20 protein-coding genes are annotated in these 23,648 nt (G+C 43.0%); 10 read left to right on the top strand and 10 right to left on the bottom strand.

Annotated features, from left to right (window positions below):
* Window positions 1–5: 5 nt before the first annotated feature.
* A complete protein-coding gene (serC, locus tag SNR28_RS16760) occupies window positions 6–1,088 on the bottom strand; it encodes a 3-phosphoserine/phosphohydroxythreonine transaminase (protein WP_375753810.1) in 1,083 nt (360 codons plus the stop codon).
* Window positions 1,089–1,300: 212 nt separating this feature from the next.
* A complete protein-coding gene (locus SNR28_RS16755) occupies window positions 1,301–2,563 on the bottom strand; it encodes a DUF945 family protein (RefSeq protein WP_375753809.1) in 1,263 nt (420 codons plus the stop codon).
* Between the two features lie 191 nt (window positions 2,564–2,754).
* Between SNR28_RS16755 and SNR28_RS16750 the strand changes: the two genes are divergently transcribed.
* The 3 genes from SNR28_RS16750 (at window position 2,755) to SNR28_RS16740 (ending at window position 5,920) form a co-directional block, all read left to right on the top strand.
* Window positions 2,755–4,701 carry an ATP-binding protein gene (locus SNR28_RS16750; protein WP_375753808.1) on the top strand — a complete coding sequence of 649 codons (1,947 nt, stop codon included), beginning with the start codon at window positions 2,755–2,757 and terminating at the stop codon, window positions 4,699–4,701.
* Window positions 4,702–4,713: 12 nt separating this feature from the next.
* A complete protein-coding gene (locus SNR28_RS16745) occupies window positions 4,714–5,211 on the top strand; it encodes a response regulator (protein WP_375753807.1) in 498 nt (165 codons plus the stop codon).
* A 160-nt stretch (window positions 5,212–5,371) separates the two neighbouring features.
* Window positions 5,372–5,920: a hypothetical protein gene (locus tag SNR28_RS16740; protein ID WP_375753806.1), complete on the top strand. Its 549-nt coding sequence runs from the start codon at window positions 5,372–5,374 to the stop codon at window positions 5,918–5,920.
* 56 nt (window positions 5,921–5,976) lie between these two features.
* On the opposite strand, the gene SNR28_RS16735 is transcribed toward SNR28_RS16740, so the two are convergent.
* The 6 genes from SNR28_RS16735 to SNR28_RS16710 form a co-directional block, all read right to left on the bottom strand.
* The gene (locus tag SNR28_RS16735; protein ID WP_375753805.1) at window positions 5,977–6,792 is read right to left on the bottom strand and encodes an ABC transporter ATP-binding protein; all 816 of its coding nucleotides are present in this window, start codon (window positions 6,790–6,792) and stop codon (window positions 5,977–5,979) included.
* Window positions 6,793–6,803: 11 nt separating this feature from the next.
* A complete protein-coding gene (locus SNR28_RS16730; RefSeq protein ID WP_375753804.1) occupies window positions 6,804–7,652 on the bottom strand; it encodes an ABC transporter ATP-binding protein in 849 nt (282 codons plus the stop codon).
* An 11-nt stretch (window positions 7,653–7,663) separates the two neighbouring features.
* Window positions 7,664–9,493, bottom strand: coding sequence for an extracellular solute-binding protein (locus SNR28_RS16725; RefSeq protein WP_375753803.1), 1,830 nt, complete (start codon window positions 9,491–9,493; stop codon window positions 7,664–7,666).
* A 64-nt stretch (window positions 9,494–9,557) separates the two neighbouring features.
* Entirely contained in the window at window positions 9,558–10,601 is a 1,044-nt protein-coding gene (locus tag SNR28_RS16720; protein WP_375753802.1) for an ABC transporter permease, read from the bottom strand.
* Between the two features lie 3 nt (window positions 10,602–10,604).
* Window positions 10,605–11,633, bottom strand: coding sequence for an ABC transporter permease subunit (locus SNR28_RS16715; protein ID WP_375753801.1), 1,029 nt, complete (start codon window positions 11,631–11,633; stop codon window positions 10,605–10,607).
* Window positions 11,634–11,826: 193 nt separating this feature from the next.
* Window positions 11,827–12,408 carry a TfoX/Sxy family DNA transformation protein gene (locus tag SNR28_RS16710; protein WP_375753800.1) on the bottom strand — a complete coding sequence of 194 codons (582 nt, stop codon included), beginning with the start codon at window positions 12,406–12,408 and terminating at the stop codon, window positions 11,827–11,829.
* Window positions 12,409–12,792: 384 nt separating this feature from the next.
* Between SNR28_RS16710 and SNR28_RS16705 the strand changes: the two genes are divergently transcribed.
* The 5 genes from SNR28_RS16705 (at window position 12,793) to SNR28_RS16685 (ending at window position 18,269) form a co-directional block, all read left to right on the top strand.
* Window positions 12,793–13,713: an HDOD domain-containing protein gene (locus SNR28_RS16705; protein WP_375753799.1), complete on the top strand. Its 921-nt coding sequence runs from the start codon at window positions 12,793–12,795 to the stop codon at window positions 13,711–13,713.
* Window positions 13,714–13,743: 30 nt separating this feature from the next.
* Entirely contained in the window at window positions 13,744–14,649 is a 906-nt protein-coding gene (locus SNR28_RS16700; RefSeq protein WP_375753798.1) for a lysine exporter LysO family protein, read from the top strand.
* Between the two features lie 158 nt (window positions 14,650–14,807).
* Complete coding sequence (locus SNR28_RS16695; protein ID WP_375753797.1) at window positions 14,808–15,320, top strand: hypothetical protein; 513 nt, start codon at window positions 14,808–14,810, stop codon at window positions 15,318–15,320.
* 123 nt (window positions 15,321–15,443) lie between these two features.
* Window positions 15,444–17,111, top strand: a complete 1,668-nt coding sequence (gene panP, locus SNR28_RS16690; RefSeq protein WP_375753796.1) for a pyridoxal-dependent aspartate 1-decarboxylase PanP — start codon at window positions 15,444–15,446, stop codon at window positions 17,109–17,111.
* A gap of 303 nt (window positions 17,112–17,414) precedes the next feature.
* Entirely contained in the window at window positions 17,415–18,269 is an 855-nt protein-coding gene (locus SNR28_RS16685) for a MurR/RpiR family transcriptional regulator (protein WP_375753795.1), read from the top strand.
* Window positions 18,270–18,333: 64 nt separating this feature from the next.
* Here the strand turns inward: SNR28_RS16685 and SNR28_RS16680 are convergent, their stop codons facing one another.
* Window positions 18,334–19,593 (bottom strand): iron-containing alcohol dehydrogenase, encoded by a 1,260-nt coding sequence (locus SNR28_RS16680; protein ID WP_375753794.1) that lies wholly within the window; start codon window positions 19,591–19,593, stop codon window positions 18,334–18,336.
* A gap of 332 nt (window positions 19,594–19,925) precedes the next feature.
* Between SNR28_RS16680 and SNR28_RS16675 the strand changes: the two genes are divergently transcribed.
* Window positions 19,926–20,192, top strand: a complete 267-nt coding sequence (locus SNR28_RS16675) for a GrxA family glutaredoxin (RefSeq protein WP_375753793.1) — start codon at window positions 19,926–19,928, stop codon at window positions 20,190–20,192.
* A gap of 176 nt (window positions 20,193–20,368) precedes the next feature.
* The gene (locus SNR28_RS16670) at window positions 20,369–22,051 is read left to right on the top strand and encodes an aspartate:alanine antiporter (protein ID WP_375753792.1); all 1,683 of its coding nucleotides are present in this window, start codon (window positions 20,369–20,371) and stop codon (window positions 22,049–22,051) included.
* A gap of 256 nt (window positions 22,052–22,307) precedes the next feature.
* Here SNR28_RS16670 and fabV read toward each other — a convergent pair whose 3' ends face one another.
* Window positions 22,308–23,510 (bottom strand): enoyl-ACP reductase FabV, encoded by a 1,203-nt coding sequence (gene fabV, locus SNR28_RS16665; protein WP_375753791.1) that lies wholly within the window; start codon window positions 23,508–23,510, stop codon window positions 22,308–22,310.
* Between the last annotated feature and the right edge of the window lie 138 nt (window positions 23,511–23,648).

Genomic DNA, 23,648 nt, shown 5'->3' with positions numbered 1-23,648 from the left:
TAGTATTAAGCGTTTTCAGCTTCAAACTGCTTCATAAATTCTACCAGAGCAGCGACACCTTCTAATGGCATCGCGTTGTAGATTGAAGCACGCATACCACCCACTGCTCTGTGCCCTTTCAACGCTTTAAGACCCGCTTTGTCTGCCAGTTCAAGGAACTTAGCGTCCAGTTCAGGTTTCGCTAGCTGAAAAGGTACATTCATCAAAGAACGGTTATTCGGATGTACGTTGTTTTTATAGAAAGGTGAAGCGTCAACATAATCGTAAAGCAGCGCCGCTTTCTCACGGTTAATCTTTTCAATCGCTTTAACACCACCCAACTCTTTTAACCACTTGAATACCAGGCCAGATAGGTACCAGGCGAACGTAGGAGGCGTGTTGTACATCGAGTCTTTTTCAGCCAGTACTTTATAGTTAAGAATACTAGGCAAAAACTCCTTCGCTAAATCCAGCAGATCATCACGAACAATAGCGATGCAAATACCCGCAGGACCGATATTTTTTTGAGCACCAGCGTAGATAACACCATACTTAGACACATCAATTTCTCGAGAAAGAATCGTCGAAGACATGTCCGCTACGATCGGCTTATCTGTGACAGGCAGGTCATTGATCTCGATACCATCAATGGTTTCGTTAGGACAAAAATGTACATAAGCAGCGCTATCAGAAATGGTCCATTCGCTTGCTGGCTTGATTGCTGCTTTGCCATCGATTTCTGTTTTAGCAACAAACACATCAGGTTGGCAGTATTTTTTAGCTTCATTAATTGCGCTTTCTGCCCAGTAACCACCATCGATATAAGTAGCGGTTTCCGCGTCACCGAGCAAGTTCATAGGGACGGCAGAAAACTGTGCACGCGCTCCGCCCTGACAGAACAGTACTTTGTAGTTATCAGGTATATTGAGCAGATCACGTAAATCTTGCTCTGCTGCATCGGCTACTGCAATAAACTCTTTGCTTCGGTGACTGATTTCCATCACGGATGTGCCCAGGTTGTTCCAGTCTACAAACTCAGATTGAGCTTTTTCCATAACTGGTTTAGGTAAAGCGGCAGGACCGGCACTGAAGTTAAAAATCTTTTCCATGATGAAGAATACTCCCGATAGATAATCGATATTTGTCAGACATAAATAGCAACTAAATCATCCGTAATTAACTGGATATAGCGACGTTTAGTTGTAAGAACAAAGTTCATAACCCCAGTAATAACACGTTTTCCACCGTATAAAAAGCACAAAAAAGAGGTCTAATGACCTCTTTGCTTAATTAACTTCATCCAGACTCATTAATCTAATGATTACTGGGCGATCATTGGGAACAAAATTGTTATCAAGGGCATTTTTTGTCCACCTTCGAAAACTAAGTTTCCATCCTCTACCGTCGCATTAATTTTATAACCTTCATCGACCGGCTTTATCATTTCCATCACAACCAACTCATCGATACCTTCCTGAATGAACGGATACTCGGTCACAAGCCCGTTTGAGATAAAGGTATCGAGATTTCCCTGCAACGCTGGAATAACTTTACTCAAATCCTGCGATACCCCTGACGTACCTTCAGGAACCACCAGCTTCCAACTGGAATCAAACACACCCTGTCCCAAAGAAAGCTTCATTTGATTCATAGAAAGTTCAAATCCTTTATCAAAAAGGTTATCTATGTGAGGCGCAGACTGGTTTAACACACTGTTAGTCAGCACCGTGTGGCTTTGATATAGCTCTACCAGACTTTCAAACGAGGTGATATCTAACTGCCCTAATGTGAAATCAACATTAAGATTTTCTATCTCACCATCACTATTAACAAACTTCCCAGCCTGAATGACATGATTGGTTTGAATACGATCGCCGGCTTCATTTAACGAAGAAACAAAGTGATAAGCTAACGCCTCACCCGACAACACTGGCTGTTGCTGAGAAGTCTCAAGCGATACTTCACCAAGGTTTACATGCTGTTCACCATGCCAAAATCCACTGATCTTTTTACCCTCACCAGAGCCGGTAAGCTCGGTGAAAGATAGCTTGTCGCCCGTTTCAAAACTCACCTGTATCGAAGGGAAGCTAAATGCAAACTTAAGTTCACCTAATACAGTCGCGTTGCCCGTGATACGAGAGCGAGATAGTGAAACAGAGCCACCCAGATTATTAGAATCTTCAAAATTCAGATTCTCGATATCCAGGCTAAAATCAGTGTTGCCATTCAACTGGGTATGAGAGCTAAGTGTTACCGGCAGGTTGTCCACATTGGCTGGAACTGAAATCGTATCAATCCCTAAAAGCCCATGAGAAATATCGTGCTTTACAACGAGATCGGTCGGTAAACCGTCGGCAATCAACTGTTGCTTTAATACCGGATCGACGACTTCATATCGGGTTTTTGCTACAGAAGACAAATAACCTCTTTCGTATGAAATGACTTCTGCTCTGATGTCCTGATTGCTCAGCTCTGCAATGCCATCTTTCATCACGGTCTGACCAATTTGTCCCACAGCCAACGGCCAACATGCTACTAATACAATGGCACCTCCAATGGCACCTATTTTCTTTAAATCTCTCATGGTCTCACTTAATCAGATCGTCGTTGAGTTGTGTCAACAATCCATAAAGTCTAGCCTATGTACCTGAAAGATAAAACCATATATATGTCTGATTCTTTTACTCACCTCTCATCCCGCTCACCAGAAAGTTGGTACAGTAACAAGAGTATGCTGTAAGTTTTTACCTTTATTAACTGTATGTTGAGGCTTCTGTGAACCCATTTGTTCTACTCTATCTTGATAATGATCCAGTATCTGTTGATCTGCTCAGAACAGAACTGGCGCCACTTGCTTCGCACTTTGATATTTATTGCATCGACTCTCCAGAGGAAGCGCAACAGACAATAGAGTATCTGCAAGAGCAAAAACAATCTGTCGCAATGGCGATAGCGACATCAACGAAAGAGTTCAATGGTTCTGACTTTCTTATTCATCTGGAAAAGTCCCCACACACTAAGAATGCGCGTAAGGTGCTGGTAAGTGATGGCAATGACATAGAGACCATACTTGCAGCGGTCAACGAAGGTCGCCTTGACCACTGTTTGACTCACCCACTCAAAGAGGGTGCTGTTCTAAATACTGCCATTAAAGAGTTAACGACCTTTATAACCGACATCCCTGATGTTGACTGGCTTCACTACAGCACTGTTCTGGATCAATCACGTATTCTAAGTGCACATATAGAGCACAAACTTAACTCTTTCCGTAGCGGCTTCATCCACGATTATCACGAGCTTAGCGACGCTTATCTGGCCGATCAGTTTATCGGCAACCTGCTTGAATTTTTTGCCGAAACCGACGAAACACGTGCCCTTCGGACGTATTCCCCTGATCACTTACTAACCGTTGAAGATGAGCCCAATGAATTTTTGTGGTTCATAGTAGAAGGCGAAGTCGCATTATATAAGCTTGATGAATTAGGTGTACAGCAAGAGGTGGTGCGCCATTCCAAAGGCAATATTGTCGGTGGTATGTCATTTGTCACCGGAGAAGCCTCTTTCTCAACCGCGATTACGCTCACTACAACCAAAGTGATCAAGCTGGATAAAGACGTCTTCTCTCAGGTAATGCGTTCTAACAGTGAACTGTTACCACTCTTTACTAACCTGCTTTTGCGCCACTTTAACCGTCGCCTGCAAAGAAGCATCAATACTAAGATTCAGTTGCAAAAGACGTATGAGTCACTGGAATCCGCGCACCAGCAGTTAATAGAAAGAGAAAAGATGGCAATGTTGGGGCAGCTCGTCGCTGGCGTTGCTCATGAATTGAATAACCCTGTTGCAGCTATCTTAAGAGGAGCAGAGACGCTCACCACCAAAATAGACGAACTCATACACTCTCCACTCCCGGACTCGCATCAGGAGCTAGGCGCTAATATTCTCAAGGAGTCGATGGAATCCCGACCTATGTCAACGTCAGAAATTCGTCAGCAAACCAAGAGCATTGTCTCCGATATCGGAGATAAGCAGCTGGCGAAGAAGATTGTGCAGCTTAATCTACATCATGATCTCGATGAGGTAATGCAACTGGGAAGAGAAAGTGGCGATTTACATGGGACGGTACTTGGCCTGGAAAAATACCATATTGCCGGCTCTACGCTTCGCTCTATTCAGGTTTGTGCAAAAAGAATTGCGGATATGGTTAAAAGCCTCAAGGGTTACGCTCGACAAGACGACGAAGTGATGCACGTCGTCGATATTCACGAAGGTATCGAAGATACGTTGGTGATATTCGAGAATAAGTTGAAACGACATCAGGTAATTAAAGAATACAATCAGCTTCCTAACATCCTGTGTCTTTCCAATGCATTACAGCAAGTATGGACCAACCTGGTATCTAACGCGATTGATGCTTTCCCTGAAAATGGTTGTTTAAAGATAACCACTTCTCAGGCCATGAAAGAAGATATGCTGTACGCAAAAATTACGTTTGAGGATAACGGGCACGGGATTCCTCAAGATAAGATAGACAAAATATTTGAGCTCAATTTTACCACCAAAAAAGAAGGTAACTTTGGCCTAGGAATTGGCCTCTCGGTCTGCCAGCAGATACTTGTCCATCATAGTGGATGGATCGAAGTCGAATCCGAAATGGGTGAATACACCAAGATGATTGTCTGGCTACCCTTTCAGCAAGCCAATCCTCTGGTTCAACAGTAATAAGGAAATGCCATGAATAAATACCTGATACTCTGTGTCGATGACGAACGTGAAGTACTGGACAGTGTTGTTCAGGATCTTTCAGATTTTGAAGATGATTTTATTATTGAGGGAGCAGAATCCGTTGCTGAAGCCAGAGAGGTTATCGAAGAATACGAAGAAGATGACGTAAAATTGGCGCTCATCCTTTGTGACCATATCATGCCTCAGGAAACAGGGATCAGTTTTTTAATTGAACTCAATAAACAAGAGGACACTAAAGCAGCCAGAAAACTACTGCTCACTGGTCAGGCAGATCTTGAAGACACTATTCAGGCCGTCAACAACGCAAGTCTTGACTACTATGTTGCCAAGCCTTGGCGTGGTGAAGAGTTGGTCACTCACGTTACTGAACAGCTAACCGCATTCGTAATAGAAAATGAAGATGACCTGATGCCTTGGGCCAGAGTTCTGGATACAGAAAAAATCTTTAACGCAATTGCTGAAAAGAGAACCCAATTCGGCGAATAATGGCACTCAGATTGCATAAAAAGAACTCAGCCACTACAAAAGTGACAATTTTTTGGTGACTCAAGCCGTTGATTTATTATTATATGGCAAGGAATTACAGTGGCCTTGGTTGTAATTAAATAATCAGGGATCAAAATTAGGAAATAGGTTTACTTTTATTATGCGTAAAACACTTCTTGTTGCAGGACTTGTACTTGCATCTAGCTCTGCTTTTGCAGCTACAGACCCAAATAGCCCTTCGGTTATGAGTAACTTCAATTACGACTATGCAGAAGCGCGTATCGGTGCCAGCCCTGTAACTTTTGGTGCGGCATACAGCAAATCCATTCACCCAAATGCTCACGCGATTCTTCGCATCGACTCAGAGTTCGAAGGTGACTACAACTTCGCAGGTGGTTTCGGCTTCCACGCACCAATCAACAACTGGGCAGACCTAACAGGTGAAATGCTAGCTCGTGTTGTCGATAACGACAAAAACCTGAGTAACGATCTGGGTATGGAAATTAACCTTGGTGTTCGTCAATGGTTAGGTCCACAGCTAGAAGTTGGTGGTAAAGTTGGATACGTTGATATTAAAGATGACGATGATTTCATCGGTTCTGTCTATGCTCGCTTCCACTCCACAGAGCTATTCTCTTTAGGCCTGGAATACAAATTTGAAGACTTTTATGGCAACCAAGCCATGTTCACCACTCGTTTCAAATTCTAAGCGCTCTTAATACCAACACCTCCTTTTCTTGAGGGAGGTGTTTACGTTTGACCCTTTTAAACTCCAACCTTTCTTCTTCGATTTCTTGGATGCGTTGCAGGAATAGCCGCTAACAAGGTTGTTGTGTAATCCGCTTTAGGCGAGTCGTAAATCTCTTTTACCGGACCGTATTCAACGATCTTCCCAAAATACATAACAGCAACCCGGTCTGATACATGTCGAACCACAGATAAATCGTGGGAGATAAAAATGATCGCCAAATCCATCTCCTGTTGGAGTTTCAACAACAAATTCAAGATCTGAGCCTGTACAGAAACATCCAGTGCAGAGACCGATTCATCACAAATCAAAAGTTTGGGTTTAAGAGCAATCGCGCGAGCGATACCGATACGCTGACGCTGACCACCCGAAAACTCATGTGGATAACGGTTTACCGAACTTGCAGGCAGCCCAACCTTTTCTAGTAACTCTTCAACCCAAACCTTACGTTCAGCCTTGGTGCCGATGCCATGTATCTCGAACGGTTCGCTGATTATCATTCCAATCGTATGACGTTGATTTAAAGACTCCAAAGGGTCCTGAAAGATAATCTGCATCTCTCTGCGAAGCGGTCTCATCTCTCTGGTTGAGAGATCGGTAATATCTTCTCCTTCAAAGAAGATACGTCCTTCAGTCGGTTCATAAAGTTTAAGCAGCGTTCGTCCTAATGTGCTTTTTCCGCATCCAGACTCCCCTACCAAGCCCAATGTTTCGCCTCGATTCACATGGAAAGAAACACCGTCTACTGCTTTGACCGTGTATCCCCGCTTAAACACACCGCCACCAGATGTAAAATACTGTTTTAGATTTTCAATTCGAATCACTTCACTCATGAAATACTCTATTACTCCGGCTGATAAACTTCATAGTCAATGATTTGCTTAGGTTCCGTTTCCAAACTTGGCATCATTGACAAGAGACGCTTTGTATATGGGTGCTTAGGCGTGTCGAATAACTCAAACACGTCAGCATGCTCAACAATTTTCCCTTCATACATGACAGCAACGTCATCACAGATTTCCGCAACAACACCAAGGTCATGAGTGATGAAAATCATCGACATTCCGGTTTCCTGTTGTAATTCCGTCATCAAATCCAGAATCGATGCCTGTACCGTCACGTCAAGAGCGGTAGTCGGTTCATCACAAATCAATATATCGGGCTTACACGCTAATGCCATAGCGATCATTACGCGTTGTCTCATACCGCCAGAGAGGTTGTGAGGGTACTCATTGAGACGCTTTTCTGGCTCTGGGATCTTCACTTTAGCCAGCATTTCGATCGCGTAGCTGGTTCTCTGCCCTTTTTTAAGATCTGGCCTATGCAGGCTGAGAACCTCTGTTAGCTGCTTTCCGATACTGTGAACCGGATTAAGCGCTGTCATTGGGTCCTGAAAAATAACCGATATATTGTTGCCGCGAATCTTATATTTCTCTGATTCAGGTAACTGAAGTAGATCTTTGCCACCGTATAACACCTGTCCGCTGGTCACCCGCCCATAAGGCTGAGGCAAAAGTCCCAGGATAGACATAGAGGTGACACTTTTTCCACACCCGGACTCACCCACTAACCCGAGGGTTCTGCCACGCTTTAGAGGAAAGCTAACCCCATGAAGCACCTTGACGATGCCTTCGTCGGTAGAAAACTCTGCATGAAGATCTTTAACTTCCAATATCACATCAGCGCTGCTCACTCTCAAAGCTCCTAAAACTTATACGCATCATTGACGGTGGTAACAGGCTCAAAAATTTGTTTTTTCTTCATAGCGGCTTTGGTTTCTTTCTTAACTTCGTTATCAATCCAATAAGTTCCTAAATCAGATGGTGTACCAATGCTGAACAGAGACTCTGTTTTCTTAGTCATTGGCTGTTCTGGGAACTTCATCCAGCGCCAGTAGGCCTCTCTTGTATACGGAACCATGTAGCCAGGAACAATAACGGCGGCATCCGCGACTGCTTTTTGAATCTCACGAGAGAGTGTTTCTCGTTTTTCAGTGCTGAACTCCTGGCGGAATGCCATAACCAACTTATCCAGCTCTGGTGTCGAATAGTTGGTAAAGTTATTGGTTTGAGGTTTGTTGGCATTCGAAGAATGCAAGTACTCCCAATATTGTGGTTTTTCACCACTTCCCATCGTGTGGAAAGAGATATCGTGTTTCTTCTCTAGTACGTATTTAAACGCAGAAGAGCCATCAATAAGTTTAAGGTTGTATTCCAGGCCGGCTTGTTTTGCCTGCTCTTTTACGTATGAAAGCCTTGGGGTGTGGTGTTTAGCGGCATAGGTAATTTCAAAGCTAAGCCTGTCACCTTTGTCATTCATTCGAATACCATCGGGACCGATGACATTAAATCCGGCTTTCTCGAAGTACTCTACAGCGAGCTTAGGATTGAACTCTGGCGCAGTAATATCGGTGTTTGTGTAGTTGTCCTGACCAACACCCATTCCATTTGGCTTTCGAACATAGTCCCCCCGAAGAACATTTTTTATCATTCCATCGAAGTCCGTTGCGTATCCTAGCCCTTTTCGAACATCCAGATTATCTAGGTTCGGTTTTGCCGTGTTGAGCCACATACCCCCAGCTCCCTGAGGTAACTGGTTGTAGCCCCAAAACTTGTGAATATATCCACTGGCATAGGGTTTGCCATTTGATTTCTCATGCCACAGGTCAGGCAGTACCAGTGCGAAAGCGTCCAGTTCGCCTTTTTCAAAATGCTTCTTGGCAATGTCGTTGTCGCGGATTATCGAGATTCTGATTTTCTCGACGTTGTAACGATTTTTATAGTATTTGTTGCTATAGCCCCACCAGTCTTTACCTACATGCTTAAAGGTAATAGAGCGACCTTTTTTAGTTTTATCCAGCTTATAAGCCCAGGTTGTGGGTTCAGCCTTGAAGTTGTACTTACGAACAAAGTTGTCGTCGATACCATCCCCATTTTCATCTTTACCTGGTTTGTAAAAATGTTTTGGTCTTGGACCCATGTTGGTTGCGTACAGCAGATCCGTCTTATCTTTTGGTTTCGCAAGAGTGACCGAAATCGTGTGGTCATCATATTTCTTTACGTCTTCCAAAACCGTACTGAAATAGGTGTTGTACCAAGGGGCAACAATATCTTTTGAACGCATCAAGGTTAAAACAAAAACAAAATCATCTGCAGTGACGGGCTTTCCATCGGTCCACTTCGCTTCAGGGTTTAATCGGTAATATACCGTTCTGTGGTCTTCTCCAAACGCCCACTCATTGGCAAGTGATGGTATCCAGTTTCCTGTGTTCGGGTGCTTTCCAACTAGTGCAGGATTCACATCCCCTAACCATTGCCTGAATGCACCATTAGCATCAGGGCCTACAGTACGAAAAGTTTGTGGGTAGCTCAAAAGAGAGGTGCGGAATGTGCCACCAAACTGAGCCTGGTCAGAAGCAAATACTGGGTCGTCCCAGTTTGTTTCCCAAACCAGCCCATCTGGAAGCTGAGCAGCAACTAATCCTGCGGAAAAACCACAAAGTAATAGCCCGGTGGCAACTCGATTCAGTTTCATAAATACTTCCTTGTCAGGTCTTATCTTTATTATTTTAGAGTACACAGTTCAGTTATAACGAAAGTTAGCTATAACGAGTGAATTTTTTCGGATCAAATGCAGCCCTCACCGCTTCACCAATAAACGTCACCATAACCAGAACGGACACAATGGAAGCAACGACCGAGGTTGCAATCCAGGGAGAATCCAAATTTGACTTACCTTGCTGTAATAACTCCCCCCAGCTTGGCGTTGGAGGCATTAATCCAAGGCCCAGATAATCGAGTGCGGTTAAGGCAGTTATGTTTCCGGCTATAGTGAAAGGCGCTAATGTCACAATCATCACCATGGTATTTGGCAGAATGTGCTTAAACAGGATCCGGGGTGTAGAGGCGCCCAGTGCTTTCGCAGCTAATACATATTCGCGGGCCGACTCTTTGTAGGTCATCGTCCGCATATACCAGGTCATCCCCATCCAACTAAACAACACGTTTATCGCGACAAATAGCGTAAATGTTGGCTGAATAATCGACACAAGAATCATAATGACATAGAGAAATGGCACCATTGACCATATCTCAATCAGACGCTGAACAATAAGATCAAACTTTCCGCCCCAAAATCCCATTGCACACCCTACGGCTGTACCAATCGCATAGGAGATACCCATGGTTATTAGTGCAAACCCCATTGCAATTCTAAAACCGTAAACTAAACGAGCAAGTATATCCCTACCTATAACATCCGTACCTAAATAATGCTTACTCTCTGCATCAGGTGGTGTTGGAGGGTAATCTCCGGAAAAATCCTGTTCGTATGGATTCCATGGAATGATAGGAAGGATAACGAAGTTGCCATCACCTTCTTCTTGGAACTTCTGCTTTAGGTCCCGGTAATTCGTTTCGCTTGGGTACGACAGCCCATAATATTGACCTGGAATAACATCACTAAATACTGGAAAACTGTATTCACCCTGATATTTCACCACCAGTGCTTTGCTGTTAATAAATAGCTCTGCAAACAAAGAAAGAATGAGCAATAACGACAATAATATAAACGACCAATAACCGCGTTTAATCTGTTTAAAACGTTGAATTTTCTTTCTGGTAAGGGGATCAAGTTTAATCATTTTCTACTCCCCAAACTTAACTCGTGGATCAACAAGTGCCACGCAAATATCTGACAAAATATTGCCAACTAAGAGCATCGCTGCGTTGATAGCGACAATGCCCATCACAACCGGATAATCACGTTCAATAATCGATTCGTACCCAAGTAAACCAATTCCATCGATATCAAATATCACCTCAATAAGAAACGAACCTGTCATAAAGAAAAGTAAAGAGTTGCCAAAATGACTGGCGATCGGGATCAAACTGTTCCTTAGTGCGTGTTTTCTGACAGCTTGCCTGAACGGCAAACCTTTCGCTATCGCAGTACGGATGTAATCCGCAGACAGGTTTTCCATCAGGTTGTTTTTCATCGTCATTGTTAGCGTGGCGAAATCGCCAATCAAATAACAAATCAAAGGTAAGACTGCATGCCAGAGAATATCTTTAACTTGCTCATATAGGGTTTCAAAGTCATCGAAATCATCACTGACAAAGCCCCCCATAGGAAACCACTCTAAATTGTAGGCAAACCAGGTTATCAATAGCACACCAACAACATAGCCAGGCAATGCATAGCCAATAAAAATAAGTACAGATGAAGCAGAATCGAAAACAGATCCGTGCTTTAAGGCTTTAAAATAGCCCAGAGGAATGGAAATAAAGTAAGCAATAAAGAAGGTCATGCCACCGTAAAACAATGAAATGGGGAGCCTCTCGGCAATCATATCGGTGACGGGTTCGTAGTAACGGGTCGACTCACCAAAATCCAGTGAAACTAACTTGGTTAACCACTCCCAATACGCTTCTACGACTGGCTTATCCAGGCCATAAAACTCATTAAGTTGCGCTATTTGATCTTCGGACAGTGCAGAGCCCGCACCAACATCGGAAGTAACAACTGCGGTGTCACCAGGATTAAATTGCATTGAAGCGAGAATGCGTTCGACAGGCCCGCCAGGGACAAGGCGGGTAATGGCAAAAATAAGAATAGTGATGCCAATAAAGGTAGGAATAACCAGCACCATCCTGCGCAGAAAATAGTCTAACACCTTGCTACAGACTCCCTGTGTCTTTGTCCCGTTAACGTATCATATATTGTTAATCATATAGTTAATGCCAAAACAGTGTTAGTAAAAATTGCTAAAAGTCTTTTTTAGGCGAAAAGTTCAGCAGTTAAAAAGAGAAAGGGCTGAACCCGTCAGAGTTCAGCCCAAAATCAAAAAAGTGGTAGGTAAAGGTTATCTAAGTACAGTTTTCTAACAGTTCTTTCTTCCTTCCTGAATCCAGCAGTTCCCAGTGAACTCCGTCAACGGCACCGGCAAACTTCCATAGCAAGCGTGTATCCACGTCTTTACCATATTCGTCCTGAACTTTACGAAATACAATTTCAGGCCCAAGAGAGATAAACTCATCAACATTTTTCACACCTGATTTTTTTACCATTCTTTCGAGTGTTAATTGCATGTTTGGAAGATCTCGAAGCCGGATATTCTCTGCAGACTTTTGAGAAGTTTTGAACTCAACCGATAGCTGAATAGAGCGGTTTATAAGTCCCTCAAGTTCATGATCATTTTGGTCAAATAACTCTGTAATATCGTAATAATTTACGGTCGCAGTAGTTTGTTTCTTGACGTGTCTATATTTTTTGCAGCCTTTTGAAGTGAGCTTATCATCGAGTTCTTCACCACCGCGAAGAAACAACTGCTTTTCTATGATAAGTGCGTACATTGCATCTTCGACAAAGATGCCAGTTCCGCCAAACATTGAACGTTTAAGGTAGGGACCGAAAGTTTTTAGGTAGCCAAAAAATCGTTGATCGATCATATTCCTTGATCCTCCGTAGAATTATTTCCCCCGGAAAGCACAAAGATATACGCGAAAAAACGTTGTTAGTTATAAGTAAAAAATTAAACAGTGTTTATAATTAAATTTATGTATAAGTAAATTGGATGTTATCCCAGTCAGCAAAATCGATTGTACGTATGATTAAAGGTAAAAGTAAGCCAAATAACATACCTTGTTACGATTATGGTTGGGTGAGCTTCACAATAAACACCTAAAGTGAATTAAGTATTACTAATCAATGCTATAGATGGAATACACTTATTGTTAATGTAAATATTTGCTGTATGAACGAACAATATAGCGTATTGAAAAAGAGTCCTGAGCGGTTGTAATATGGGCACGGAAAATTAGGACAATAATACAATGAATCATTTATCTTTTTACTGGTTGCCAGACAACAAAGACAAGCTCATCGAGTCTTTGGAAACTGAATTCGCATTTCTGGTTGAGCAATCTATTCAGACCGGAAAGATCTCACTTCCACCTATTCCAGAGGTCGTTTTAAAAATCCAGCAACTCAGTACGTCTGAAGATGCCGGTATTCCTGATATTGCAAACTGTCTGATTGACGATCCAGGTCTTGCTGCCGTCGTTATCAGGGTTGCAAACTCTGTTATTTTTAACCGAAGAAACATAACCTGTACTGATCTTCAAACTGCGGTTTCCCGGCTGGGTATGATGCGGGTGCGAGATATTGTTACAGCTCAGGCTATTGAACAACTGAAACACAGTGCTGACTTAAATACTGACTGTAATAAGATATTGGTTGATAGCGCGGTTAATTCTCGCGAACTGGCTGCCACAATGGTCATGGTTACTCAGTCAATTAAAGAGAACGCCAAAGGTAAATACGACTATTTAGAAGAAGAGAAAGCGCTTCTAGTGGGTTTACTTGCGGATATTGGCCTTTTCTGTCTGGTCAACGAATATCACCTCTACCTGGATAAAGGGAATTATCTTGAGCAAGACCTAGTAATGCAGATTCTGGATTCACGTTGCCCTGAAACAAGTGAGCTTGTTCTTAATCACTGGAAGTTTGATAACGACTTCTTAGAAGTGGCGACGAATCAGGAAAAATCAGAAGAGCGACAAGATATCAGCTACTTAGATATTGCCAGAATGGCTAACCACCTGTTAATGTTCCGTCGTGATGATGAAGCGATTGATGACCATCAGGTAGAAATCAATACTACCGGTGCAGAAGCGTTATATGAAATCAGCAATTTATCCGAAGCTGAGTTCCGCTCTAAAGTATCAGATGTGATTCAAGCCTCAGGACTATAAAGCATATAGATCGAAGGAACGAACCAATCAATGATTGCAGGAATGCTATTTATTTTTGCCCCACTTATTGTGGGGTATTTATTTTCTGTCTCTAACCAGAGTTTACTTGAAAAAATTAACAAATATACATCGTCTCTGGTGTATATCATTCTTTCCTTAATGGGATTGAGTCTGGCAGCTTTGGATAATTTAGGTTCAAACCTGCAAACCATCCTGCTTTATACTGGAACGTTTTTTGTTGTTCTGGGTAGCTGCAACCTTTTGGCTTTACCTTTTATTGATAAAGCACTTCCATTACAAACAGAGCACTCACTCAAACGTCTCCCCTTCTCGTCCATGGCAATGGAATCAATAAAGCTGATTGCAGTCGTAGGTTCAGGCCTTGTTGTTGGTCTGCTACTTCCCATTGATCTGAGTTGGGTTGATACCGCCAGTGAATGGATTCTGTTTGTGCTGTTGTTTTTGATCGGCATACAGTTGCGAAATAGTGGCCTCACTCTGCGTCAGATCCTTCTCAACAAGCGAGGGATGATCATTGCACTTGTCATCACTCTGAGCTCATGGTGTGGAGGATTAATCTCAGCTTTTGTTCTAGATATACCGTATTTCCGCGGACTTGCTATGGCCTCAGGATTTGGATGGTATTCGCTGTCTGGCATATTGATGGGAGACGCATTTGGCCCTGTCTATGGCGGAGCCTCATTTATGATAGAACTGCTAAGAGAACTGGTCGCTTTAATCTTGATACCTATGGTGATAAAAACTCGCCCATGTACCGCTATCGGTTATGCGGGCGCTACCGCATTGGATTTTACTCTGCCAGTAATTCAAACCAGTGGCGGAGTGCGATGCGTTCCTATTGCTATTGTAAGCGGGTTTATTCTGAGCTTGTTAGTGCCTGTATTTATGCTGTTTTTTGTTTCCTTGGCCGGATAAGTAGCGATCAGATTAAGAAAGTCCTAATTTATACAAAACTCTGTTAGCTGGCTCTCAGGATTCTGTTTAATCAGATGTTATATTGCGTCACATTCTAACAACATAAATCTATCTCAGATAGAAAATAACGCTCAACACATTAAGCTCAAGGAATTGCAATGAACCGTATTTTGATCACTCTGCTTCTATGCAGCACTGCAACGTTTACTCAAGCAGCAGATAAGCAGTGCCTCGCTGGTAAGTACGATGCTTATATCGATGCCTCACTCAACTGGTACAAAGACCTCATCGGGCTAACGACAACCCAATACCCAGAATTGAAAGAGGTTGGAGAATGGTTTTATGAAGGCCGCAAACAACATTTTGAACTCAACCGTTCAGCCGTTCATTATTACTTGCAGAATGACACCTCAAAAGTAGCGACAGAACAAACGATCGAATCCTGGCTTCAGCTAGAACAGAAAGATGTGAAGACTCTTGCCTCAAGAAGCGACGAGCTCGGAGAAGTGGCGAGTGCGAGTTTCAAGTTCCGCCAAAGCAAGCCTCATGAAAAAAATTATGAGTTACGCTCTGCCTTTGCTGAGTTGTTGAGTCATCCAAATAAGATTGATAGCGTATTATCAAAATATAACGACGCTATTGAAAAAGCAGAAGCTATAAGCTGTCCTTAAAACTGCTTCAAATCTAAGCAAGGTCATCTTTAAAAGATCAGTTTGCGTATTTAAAACGGGACATTGTTCCCGTTTTCGTTTAGATTGACCCGCTAGCAATAAATCAAGTTAAAATCTCTTAGTATGGTTTCAGAAAACAAGACAGCGGACGTAAGTTTCGAAAGCTTGCTTCGTATTTTTACTGTGCCAGAAGCGCCAGGCTCAGCACTATCACAAATTGAAGCGGAATTATCGCAAAACCTTAACGAGTTTCTGCGAGAGCATATTGTTGCTGAAGAAAAACCACTAAGGGAGATTGAAAAAGATTTCTCTAACGCTGCAATCCCCGAAGAAGCTTCGTTCGTATCCGATCATACACAACACCTGATGGATACCCTGGTTGCACAATCTGTACACACCTCTGCACCAAGCTTCATCGGGCACATGACATCCGCTCTCCCTTATTTCCTGATGCCGCTATCAAAGATTATGATCGCGCTAAACCAGAATCTGGTGAAGATTGAGACTTCCAAGGCCTTTACACCGTTGGAGCGTCAGGTGCTAGGTATGCTGCATCGCATGATTTATGGTCAGGATGACGCTTTCTACGGTAAATGGATGCACAGTGCTAAACACGCACTCGGTGCGTTTTGCTCTGGCGGTACAATTGCCAATATTACTGCGTTATGGGTTGCACGTAACAATGCGCTCAAACCAGATGGTGACTTTAAAGGCGTTGAAAACGAAGGTCTGTTCCGAGCAATGAAGCACTATGGCTATGATGGCCTGGCTATTCTTGTATCAGAACGTGGACACTACTCCCTTAAAAAAGCAGCCAATGTACTGGGTATCGGACAAGACGGACTGGTTCCTGTAAAAACGGACAAAAACAACCGTATTTGTCCCGATGATCTTGAGAGAAAAATTGCTCAGCTAAAAAGCCAGAATATTAAGCCATTTGCGGTTATCGGCGTTGCAGGTACAACAGAAACAGGCAACATTGACCCGATAAGAAAGATTGCGGAGATCAGTCAGCGCGAAGGTTGCCATTTCCACGTAGATGCGGCATGGGGTGGTGCGACTTTAATGTCAAACAACCACCGTCATTTACTTGATGGTGTTGAGTTAGCAGACTCAGTGACCATTGATGCGCATAAGCAACTCTATATCCCTATGGGTGCTGGCATGGTGTTGTTTAAAAATCCGAATGATATGTCTGCCATTGAACACCATGCTGAATATATTCTGCGTAAAGGATCAAAGGATCTGGGTAGCCGCACTCTTGAAGGTTCACGTTCTGGTATAGCCATGCTGGTTTATGCAAGTATGCATATCATTAGCCGTCCGGGTTATGAGCTCCTAATCGATCAAAGTATTAATAAAGCGCGCTACTTTGCTGACTTAATCAAACAGCAGCCAGATTTTGAACTGATCTCAGAACCAGAACTGTGCTTGTTAACTTATCGCTACGTTCCTGCGGATACGCGCAAGGCACTTGAACTAGCAAGTGAAGCTCCAAGGCAAAGACTCCATCAGCTGCTGAATGACTTAACTAAGTCTATCCAGAAAAGGCAACGAGAATCAGGAAAGTCTTTTGTTTCCAGAACCAAGTTGAGCCCGCATCAGTGGGACAATATGAAAACTATCGTTTTTAGAGTCGTCCTAGCTAATCCGTTAACAACATGTGATATTTTGTCTGGTGTGTTGGAAGAGCAACGAGAAATCGCGAAAACACATGGTTCATTGATGGATGAGATCAAACGAATCACGGATGATGTATTGACTAAATCAACAACAAAAATTGAAAGTTAAGTTGAAATTTTCTTTCTGAATTCTGTAATTTAGCGGTCAATATTCATCGAAAATCGATAAATTATTGACCGCTTCCTCGCCCAATTCCTTTCTAAACTGAAATTTAGTTTGAGGTTTGTCATGTTCTGATGAATAAACCTCTAAATTGTACGACTTTATCTTTTTCCAAATTGAAGGTTAGGTTTATACTCAATTTAATTTGGTGGCTCTGTGTTTAATCAAAAAATATAAGACTGACAAGAAATCAGCGAGATTAGACAAGGATTTAGAGCTTAACGGAAGCGAACTATTTTAATAATTATTATGAATATTTTAGAGAAAATTCAAAAAAGCCTGGACAACTTCAGCAAATCAGAGCGTAAAGTTGCTGAAGTCATTATGGCTTCCCCACAAACGGCGATTCACTCCAGTATTGCTACTTTGGCAAAAATGGCTGATGTAAGTGAACCAACCGTAAACCGCTTCTGCCGCAGACTGGATACGAAAGGTTTCCCAGACTTTAAACTGCATTTGGCACAAAGCCTGGCTAACGGTACCCCCTATGTAAACCGTAATGTCGAAGAGGACGACGGTCCTGATGCATATACCCATAAGATTTTCGAATCTACCATGGCTTGTCTGGACGTTGCGAAGAATAGCCTTGATGCAACTCAAATCAACCGTGCGGTTGACCTTTTGACTCAGGCAAAGCGTATCTCTTTCTTTGGCCTTGGCGCATCATCTGCTGTTGCAAAAGATGCTCAGAACAAGTTTATCCGATTTAATATCCCTATCGCTTGCTTTGAAGATATTGTTATGCAGCGCATGAGCTGTATTAACTGTACAGATAACGATGTTATTGTGCTTATCTCTCATACAGGCCGTACCAAGAGCATGGTAGAAGTTGCTAATCTTGGTCGTGAAAATGGCGCGACAGTGATTGCTATTACCGCTAAAGACTCACCACTGGATAAAGCCGCGTCCCTTTCTATCACACTCGATGTGCCTGAAGATACTGACGTATATATGCCAATGGCTAGCCGTGTCGTACAGATGACGGTTATTGATGTTCTGGCGACAGGTTTTACGCTTCGCAGAGGTTCCAGTTTCAGAGAAAATCTTCGTCGCGTTAAAGATGCGTTGAAAGACTCCCGATACGATAAAATAACTCACTTCTAAATGAATTAATCCAGATGAGAAAGGACGCGAAATGCGTCCTTTTTTAGTTTCACTCTCAGTAAGCCTACTCTAGGCTTGGAGAAGTTTTGTCTTCGCTAGGCTCATAGCCCAAAGAACGAACCTGAACGCTTTCAGAACCAGCTTCGAACTCCAGCTCTGAATCGCCATGTTCCTGACAATCACAAACCTGCTGGAGAATGTATACCAGGCGTTCTTCATTAAGTGGAAGTGGGTTTCCTTTTATCGATACTGATTTAAGCGCATCCATCGCGACGTTTCTAAATGAGAAATCACAAATACCAAATTGACTAAGAAGTGGGACATTCAATCGTTCCAGCATATTAAAAGCCCAGTTAATGCACTCGTCATCGGAAGCACGTTCCTTCCCACAGAGTATTTGTGACAACTTTTTGTAACGGTTCAGAATGTCGTTTCTGCCCGCCATTCTAGCTGCATCAATGTTCTCACGCATAACAAATGGTGCTAGTCGACCGGTTAATACACTATGTGGTGCTTTCATCTTTCCACCAAGTGATGAAGCTAATCCATGCGCCGCACCCAACTTGGCGTTCGAAATCGCCATACCTCCTAACATCGCTGCAAAAGATAAATCTGCCCTGCTCTTCTTATCGTCTTCAATACAAGCAGGAACAATGGAGCGCGCTAGCCTTCTCAACCCTTCTTCACAAACCATATCTGTAAGCGGGTTTGGATCACCGCATACATATGATTCCATTAAGTGAGTAAAAGTCTCCATCGCACCACGAGCCGATACTGCCTTTTTTGTACCATAGGTCAAAGTAGGATCGACAATCGCAATATCCGGCAATATTTCCGGGCTTCGGAGGCTCACTTTTACTCGATCCTGACCAGAACGAAGCACGGCTTTGTTCGTTACTTCAGAACCGGTACTTGCTGTCGTAGGAATAGCGATAAATGGAAGTGGTTTTGTTTTAAGCGGGACGCTACGGCCAACCACTTCTACGTAATCATATACGTTGCCAAGATTGGGGATCATTGCTGCGAGTGCTTTACCCATGTCAATAACGCTGCCGCCCCCAATGGAAACCACCATATCTGGCTGGAACTTACGTCCAATAACAGCCGTTTCCTCTATCATGGTAATGTTGGGTTCGGTAGAAAGAGAGACATGCTGGTAACGCATGTTTTGACTATTGAGGTAACTGATGATCGGTTGGGCACGCTGCTGGTCATTACCTGTAACCAACAAAACGCTGTAGCCAAACTGATTCAGAACGGAAAGAGAAGAGTTAAGCGCCCCCTCCCCAAACACTATCCTTGTCGAAGTCATGAACTGAAACATAATAAATACCTTTCGAATTTTAAAAACTATTTATTATCAATAAGTTGCTCAACCTCTTAGTCGCACTTTTATTTTTGGGAAAAATACTTGTTGTCTCTAGATCACCACATTTAAGCTCATCCATTTTTGTTCTACATCAGTTAATTTTTGAATCCCTGGATCTACAAATGAAATATTTGACTAGCATCTACTTGGGTGCAAACTAACCAATATTTTAGTGATAGGTTTTACCTATTAAATTGAAAGGGCTTTCGAGCTTTATTTTCTGACCCATATAATGCATAGTTGAAACCAAAGCCAAACAGCTTAAGAATAAATTACAGGAGAAAGTCATGTTTGTTGTTATTTTCGGTCGTCCAGGTTGCCCATACTGTGTTCGCGCTAAAGATCTTGCTGATAAGCTAAAAGAAGAGCGTGACGATTTTAACTACCGCTATGTAGACATTCATGCAGAAGGTATTACAAAAGCAGATCTGGAAAAAACCGTTGGTAAACCAGTAGAAACGGTTCCTCAAATCTTTGTAGACCAAGATCACGTAGGCGGTTACACAGAGTTTGAAGCATACGCTAGAGAAAACCTGAACTTATTCAGCGAATAACCGTATATGAATCAGTAGTTAAGCTCGCCTCTGGCGGGCTTTTTTTGTTTTTGAACCACCAATGACAATTAATTGAAAAAAAATCAAATTTACACTTATCTTTTAATAATATTCAGATACAATTTTCAGGCGTATTGCTTTCCTGTCCCTCACTTTAAATTGCTTTGAGCGAAACTGTGAACATTGATGTCATTCTTTTATTAGAGCAGAACCCGATTCTGCTTATATTCGTCGTACTAGCCATTGGTTTAGCCATTGGTAAAATTCGTTTCGGTGGTTTTCAACTCGGTAACTCAATTGGTGTACTGTTCACTGCACTCATCATGGGTAACCTGGGCTTTACCTTTAGCACCGAAGCTCTCACCATCGGATTTATGCTTTTTATCTACTGTGTTGGTATCGAAGCTGGTCCGAACTTCTTCGGTATTTTCTTCCGCGATGGCAAACACTACTTCTTGTTAAGCCTGATTGTTCTTGTCTCGGCGCTTAGCCTGACTTACTTCGCCAGCCATTATCTTGGGCTTAGCTACGGGTTATCAGCAGGTATGATGGCAGGTGCACTCACCGCGACTCCTATTCTGGTTGGTGCTCAGGACGCGTTAAATTCCGGTCTCGCGACTCTGCCTCGCAATATGACTATGGATACGGTCATGCAAAACCTCTCTGTTGGTTACGCTATCTCCTATCTTGTCGGCTTAACCAGTATGATTTTGTTCGCCAAACTGCTTCCAAAGATGCAGAAAGAGAACCTCCACGACAGTGCAGAGAAGATAGCTAAAGAACGCGGCATTGGTAATGCGGGGCAAAGAAAAGTATATCTACCAATTATTCGAGCATATCGCGTCGGTCAGGAACTCATCGACTGGATAGATGGTAAAAACCTTCGTGAGCTGGGTATCTATCGTCAAACGGGTTGTTATATTGAACGTATCCGTCGTCACGGTATTCTTGCGCACCCTGATGGTGACGCCATCTTACAAGAAGGTGACGAAATCGCACTAGTAGGTTATCCGGACAGTCATGCGCGTCTCGACCCTAGTTTTCGAAACGGTAAAGAAGTTTTCGACCGCAACCTGCTCGATCTAAGGGTAGTGGAAGAAGAGATTGTAGTAAAAAGCGACAGCATTGCAGGTAAAAAACTCTCTGAGCTGAACCTATCAGAGTACGGCTGTTTCCTAAACCGTGTTATCCGCGCTCAAATCGAGATGCCAATGGACCACGACATCATCCTTGCCAAAGGGGATATCTTACAGGTAAGTGGTGAATCCAGCCGAGTCAATGGCCTTGCGGAACGAATCGGTTTCATCTCGATTCATAGTCAGATGGCAGACCTGCTTGCTTTCTGTAGCTTCTTTATTCTGGGGCTGCTTTTTGGTCTGATTACCATGACCTTTGGACAGGTTACTTTTGGCCTTGGTAATGCTGTTGGTCTCTTGCTGGCAGGCATCACTCTTGGCTTCTTAAGAGCCAACCACCCTACGTTTGGCTACGTTCCACAGGGAGCGCTCAACATTGTCAAAGATCTGGGCCTGATGTTCTTTATGGCGGGTATCGGTCTAAGTGCTGGTGGCAATCTGATGAGCTATCTGAGCGATGTTGGTTTAAAAATCATTCTTATCGGTTTTGTGGTCAGTGTCGTGCCGGTAGCATTAGCGTTTCTGGTTGGTGCGTACATCTTTAAGATGAACAAAGCATTGCTGTTTGGTGCGATCATCGGTGCACGAACTTGTGCTCCTGCAATGGATATCGTGAACGATTATGCCCGTTCTACCATTCCTGCACTAGGTTATGCAGGTACTTATGCAATCGCCAATATCCTTATGACGTTAGCTGGTACATTGCTGATCATCCTGAGCTAAAAGCAGTATGCAGTATGCAGTATCCCACACCTAAGGTTGCTTATTTGCGGCCTTTTTTATATGTAAGCCTTTGTACGCACTTAGGAAGAAGGTTTGCAGGGTGTGCTTGCTGCAGCAACATGCATTGAAGGACATGAGAATCTAAACACAATGCTCATTGTGCGGTTAGCGTAAGCAAGCATTCCCTGTAAGCCTTTATACGCACATACAAAAAAGGTCGCTACTGCGACCTTTATAAAATTAATCAATACCTTAATTAGATATCAATAACATCAAACTCAACGGCTGGGTTAACGTCTGCTTCGTAATCTACGCCTTCAACGCCAAAACCAAACAGTTTCAAGAACTCTTCTTTGTACTCAACATAGTCGGTAAGCTCTTTCAGGTTCTCAGTCGTGATTTGAGGCCATAGCTTGCGACAGTGTTCTTGTACGTCATCACGAAGTTCCCAATCGTCAAGACGTAGACGGTTCTTATCGTCTGTTTCAGGTGCGCTTGCATCATCTTTATACAGGCGCTGACGGAACATACGGTAAACCTGCTCCATACAACCTTCATGGATGCCCTCTTCGCGCATCTTCTTGAACACCATAGCGATGTAAAGTGGCATAACAGGGATTGCAGAACTCGCCTGAGTAACAACAGATTTAAGTACTGCAACATTTGCACTACCACCTGTTTCACCAAGTTTTGCGTTCAGTGCTTCTGCTGCACGATCCAGGTCCATTTTCGCTTTACCAAGAGCACCATCCCAGTAGATAGGCCAGGTAAGCTCAGTACCAATGTAGCTGTATGCTACTGTTTTACAACCATCTGCAAGTACACCAGCGTCAGACAGAGCATTGATCCAAAGCTCCCAGTCTTCTCCGCCCATTACGGTTACAGTGTCTTCGATTTCCTGTTCTGTAGCAGGCTCAACACTCGCTTCAATGATAACGTCTTTGTTGGTATCAACAGCCGTTGAAGTGTAAGTATCACCAATTGGTTTAAGAGATGAACGGATAACTTCACCTGTTTCTGGCATCTTACGAACTGGAGAAGCAAGAGAGTAAACCACCATATCAATCTGACCTAGGTCTTCTTTGATTAGCTCAATCGTCTTTTCTTTTGCTTCATTGGAGAACGCATCACCGTTTAAGCTCTTCGCGTACAGTCCTTCTTCGTGTGCCAGCTTGTCGAAAGCTGCAGCGTTGTAAAAACCAGCAGTACCAGGTTTTCTCTCAGTACCCGCTTTTTCGAAGAAAACACCAATCGTTGATGCACCACCACCAAAAGCAGCAGCAATGCGTGAAGATAAACCGTAACCACTTGATGAGCCAACAACCAATACACGCTTAGGCGCGTTTTGAACTGGGCCCTGAGCTTTCGTGTACTCGATTTGCTCTTTTACGTTTGCTTCACATCCAACCGGATGTGTTGTGGTACAGATAAAACCACGAATTCTAGGTTTGATGATCATATTCAGCTTCCTTTAAAAAACCCTCGTAGCATAAAGTTTTCAGCAAAAAATCGCATCTTATTTCTTCGAAATTACCGTTAATTCTTAAGTGGTTGGAGCACTATCTATTTATTCCACTCGATCCATAACGAAAAAGGC

The sequence above is a fragment of the Vibrio iocasae genome (genome assembly GCF_042245395.1).
Lineage (GTDB): Bacteria > Pseudomonadota > Gammaproteobacteria > Enterobacterales > Vibrionaceae > Vibrio > Vibrio iocasae.
The sequence above is the reverse complement of the archived record's forward strand: the minus strand, read 5'-3'. Positions and strand labels throughout refer to the sequence as shown.

What these genes read in the sequence shown, in the direction of transcription:
- serC (WP_375753810.1), bottom strand. Translation starts at nt 1,088, where the DNA reads ATGGAAAAGATTTTTAACTTCAGTGCCGGTCCTGCCGCTTTACCTAAA.
- SNR28_RS16755 (WP_375753809.1), bottom strand. Translation starts at nt 2,563, where the DNA reads ATGAGAGATTTAAAGAAAATAGGTGCCATTGGAGGTGCCATTGTATTA.
- SNR28_RS16745 (WP_375753807.1), top strand. Translation starts at nt 4,714, where the DNA reads ATGAATAAATACCTGATACTCTGTGTCGATGACGAACGTGAAGTACTG.
- SNR28_RS16740 (WP_375753806.1), top strand. Translation starts at nt 5,372, where the DNA reads ATGCGTAAAACACTTCTTGTTGCAGGACTTGTACTTGCATCTAGCTCT.
- SNR28_RS16735 (WP_375753805.1), bottom strand. Translation starts at nt 6,792, where the DNA reads ATGAGTGAAGTGATTCGAATTGAAAATCTAAAACAGTATTTTACATCT.
- SNR28_RS16725 (WP_375753803.1), bottom strand. Translation starts at nt 9,493, where the DNA reads ATGAAACTGAATCGAGTTGCCACCGGGCTATTACTTTGTGGTTTTTCC.
- SNR28_RS16720 (WP_375753802.1), bottom strand. Translation starts at nt 10,601, where the DNA reads ATGATTAAACTTGATCCCCTTACCAGAAAGAAAATTCAACGTTTTAAA.
- SNR28_RS16710 (WP_375753800.1), bottom strand. Translation starts at nt 12,408, where the DNA reads ATGATCGATCAACGATTTTTTGGCTACCTAAAAACTTTCGGTCCCTAC.
- SNR28_RS16705 (WP_375753799.1), top strand. Translation starts at nt 12,793, where the DNA reads ATGAATCATTTATCTTTTTACTGGTTGCCAGACAACAAAGACAAGCTC.
- SNR28_RS16700 (WP_375753798.1), top strand. Translation starts at nt 13,744, where the DNA reads ATGATTGCAGGAATGCTATTTATTTTTGCCCCACTTATTGTGGGGTAT.
- SNR28_RS16695 (WP_375753797.1), top strand. Translation starts at nt 14,808, where the DNA reads ATGAACCGTATTTTGATCACTCTGCTTCTATGCAGCACTGCAACGTTT.
- panP (WP_375753796.1), top strand. Translation starts at nt 15,444, where the DNA reads ATGGTTTCAGAAAACAAGACAGCGGACGTAAGTTTCGAAAGCTTGCTT.
- SNR28_RS16685 (WP_375753795.1), top strand. Translation starts at nt 17,415, where the DNA reads ATGAATATTTTAGAGAAAATTCAAAAAAGCCTGGACAACTTCAGCAAA.
- SNR28_RS16680 (WP_375753794.1), bottom strand. Translation starts at nt 19,593, where the DNA reads ATGTTTCAGTTCATGACTTCGACAAGGATAGTGTTTGGGGAGGGGGCG.
- SNR28_RS16675 (WP_375753793.1), top strand. Translation starts at nt 19,926, where the DNA reads ATGTTTGTTGTTATTTTCGGTCGTCCAGGTTGCCCATACTGTGTTCGC.
- fabV (WP_375753791.1), bottom strand. Translation starts at nt 23,510, where the DNA reads ATGATCATCAAACCTAGAATTCGTGGTTTTATCTGTACCACAACACAT.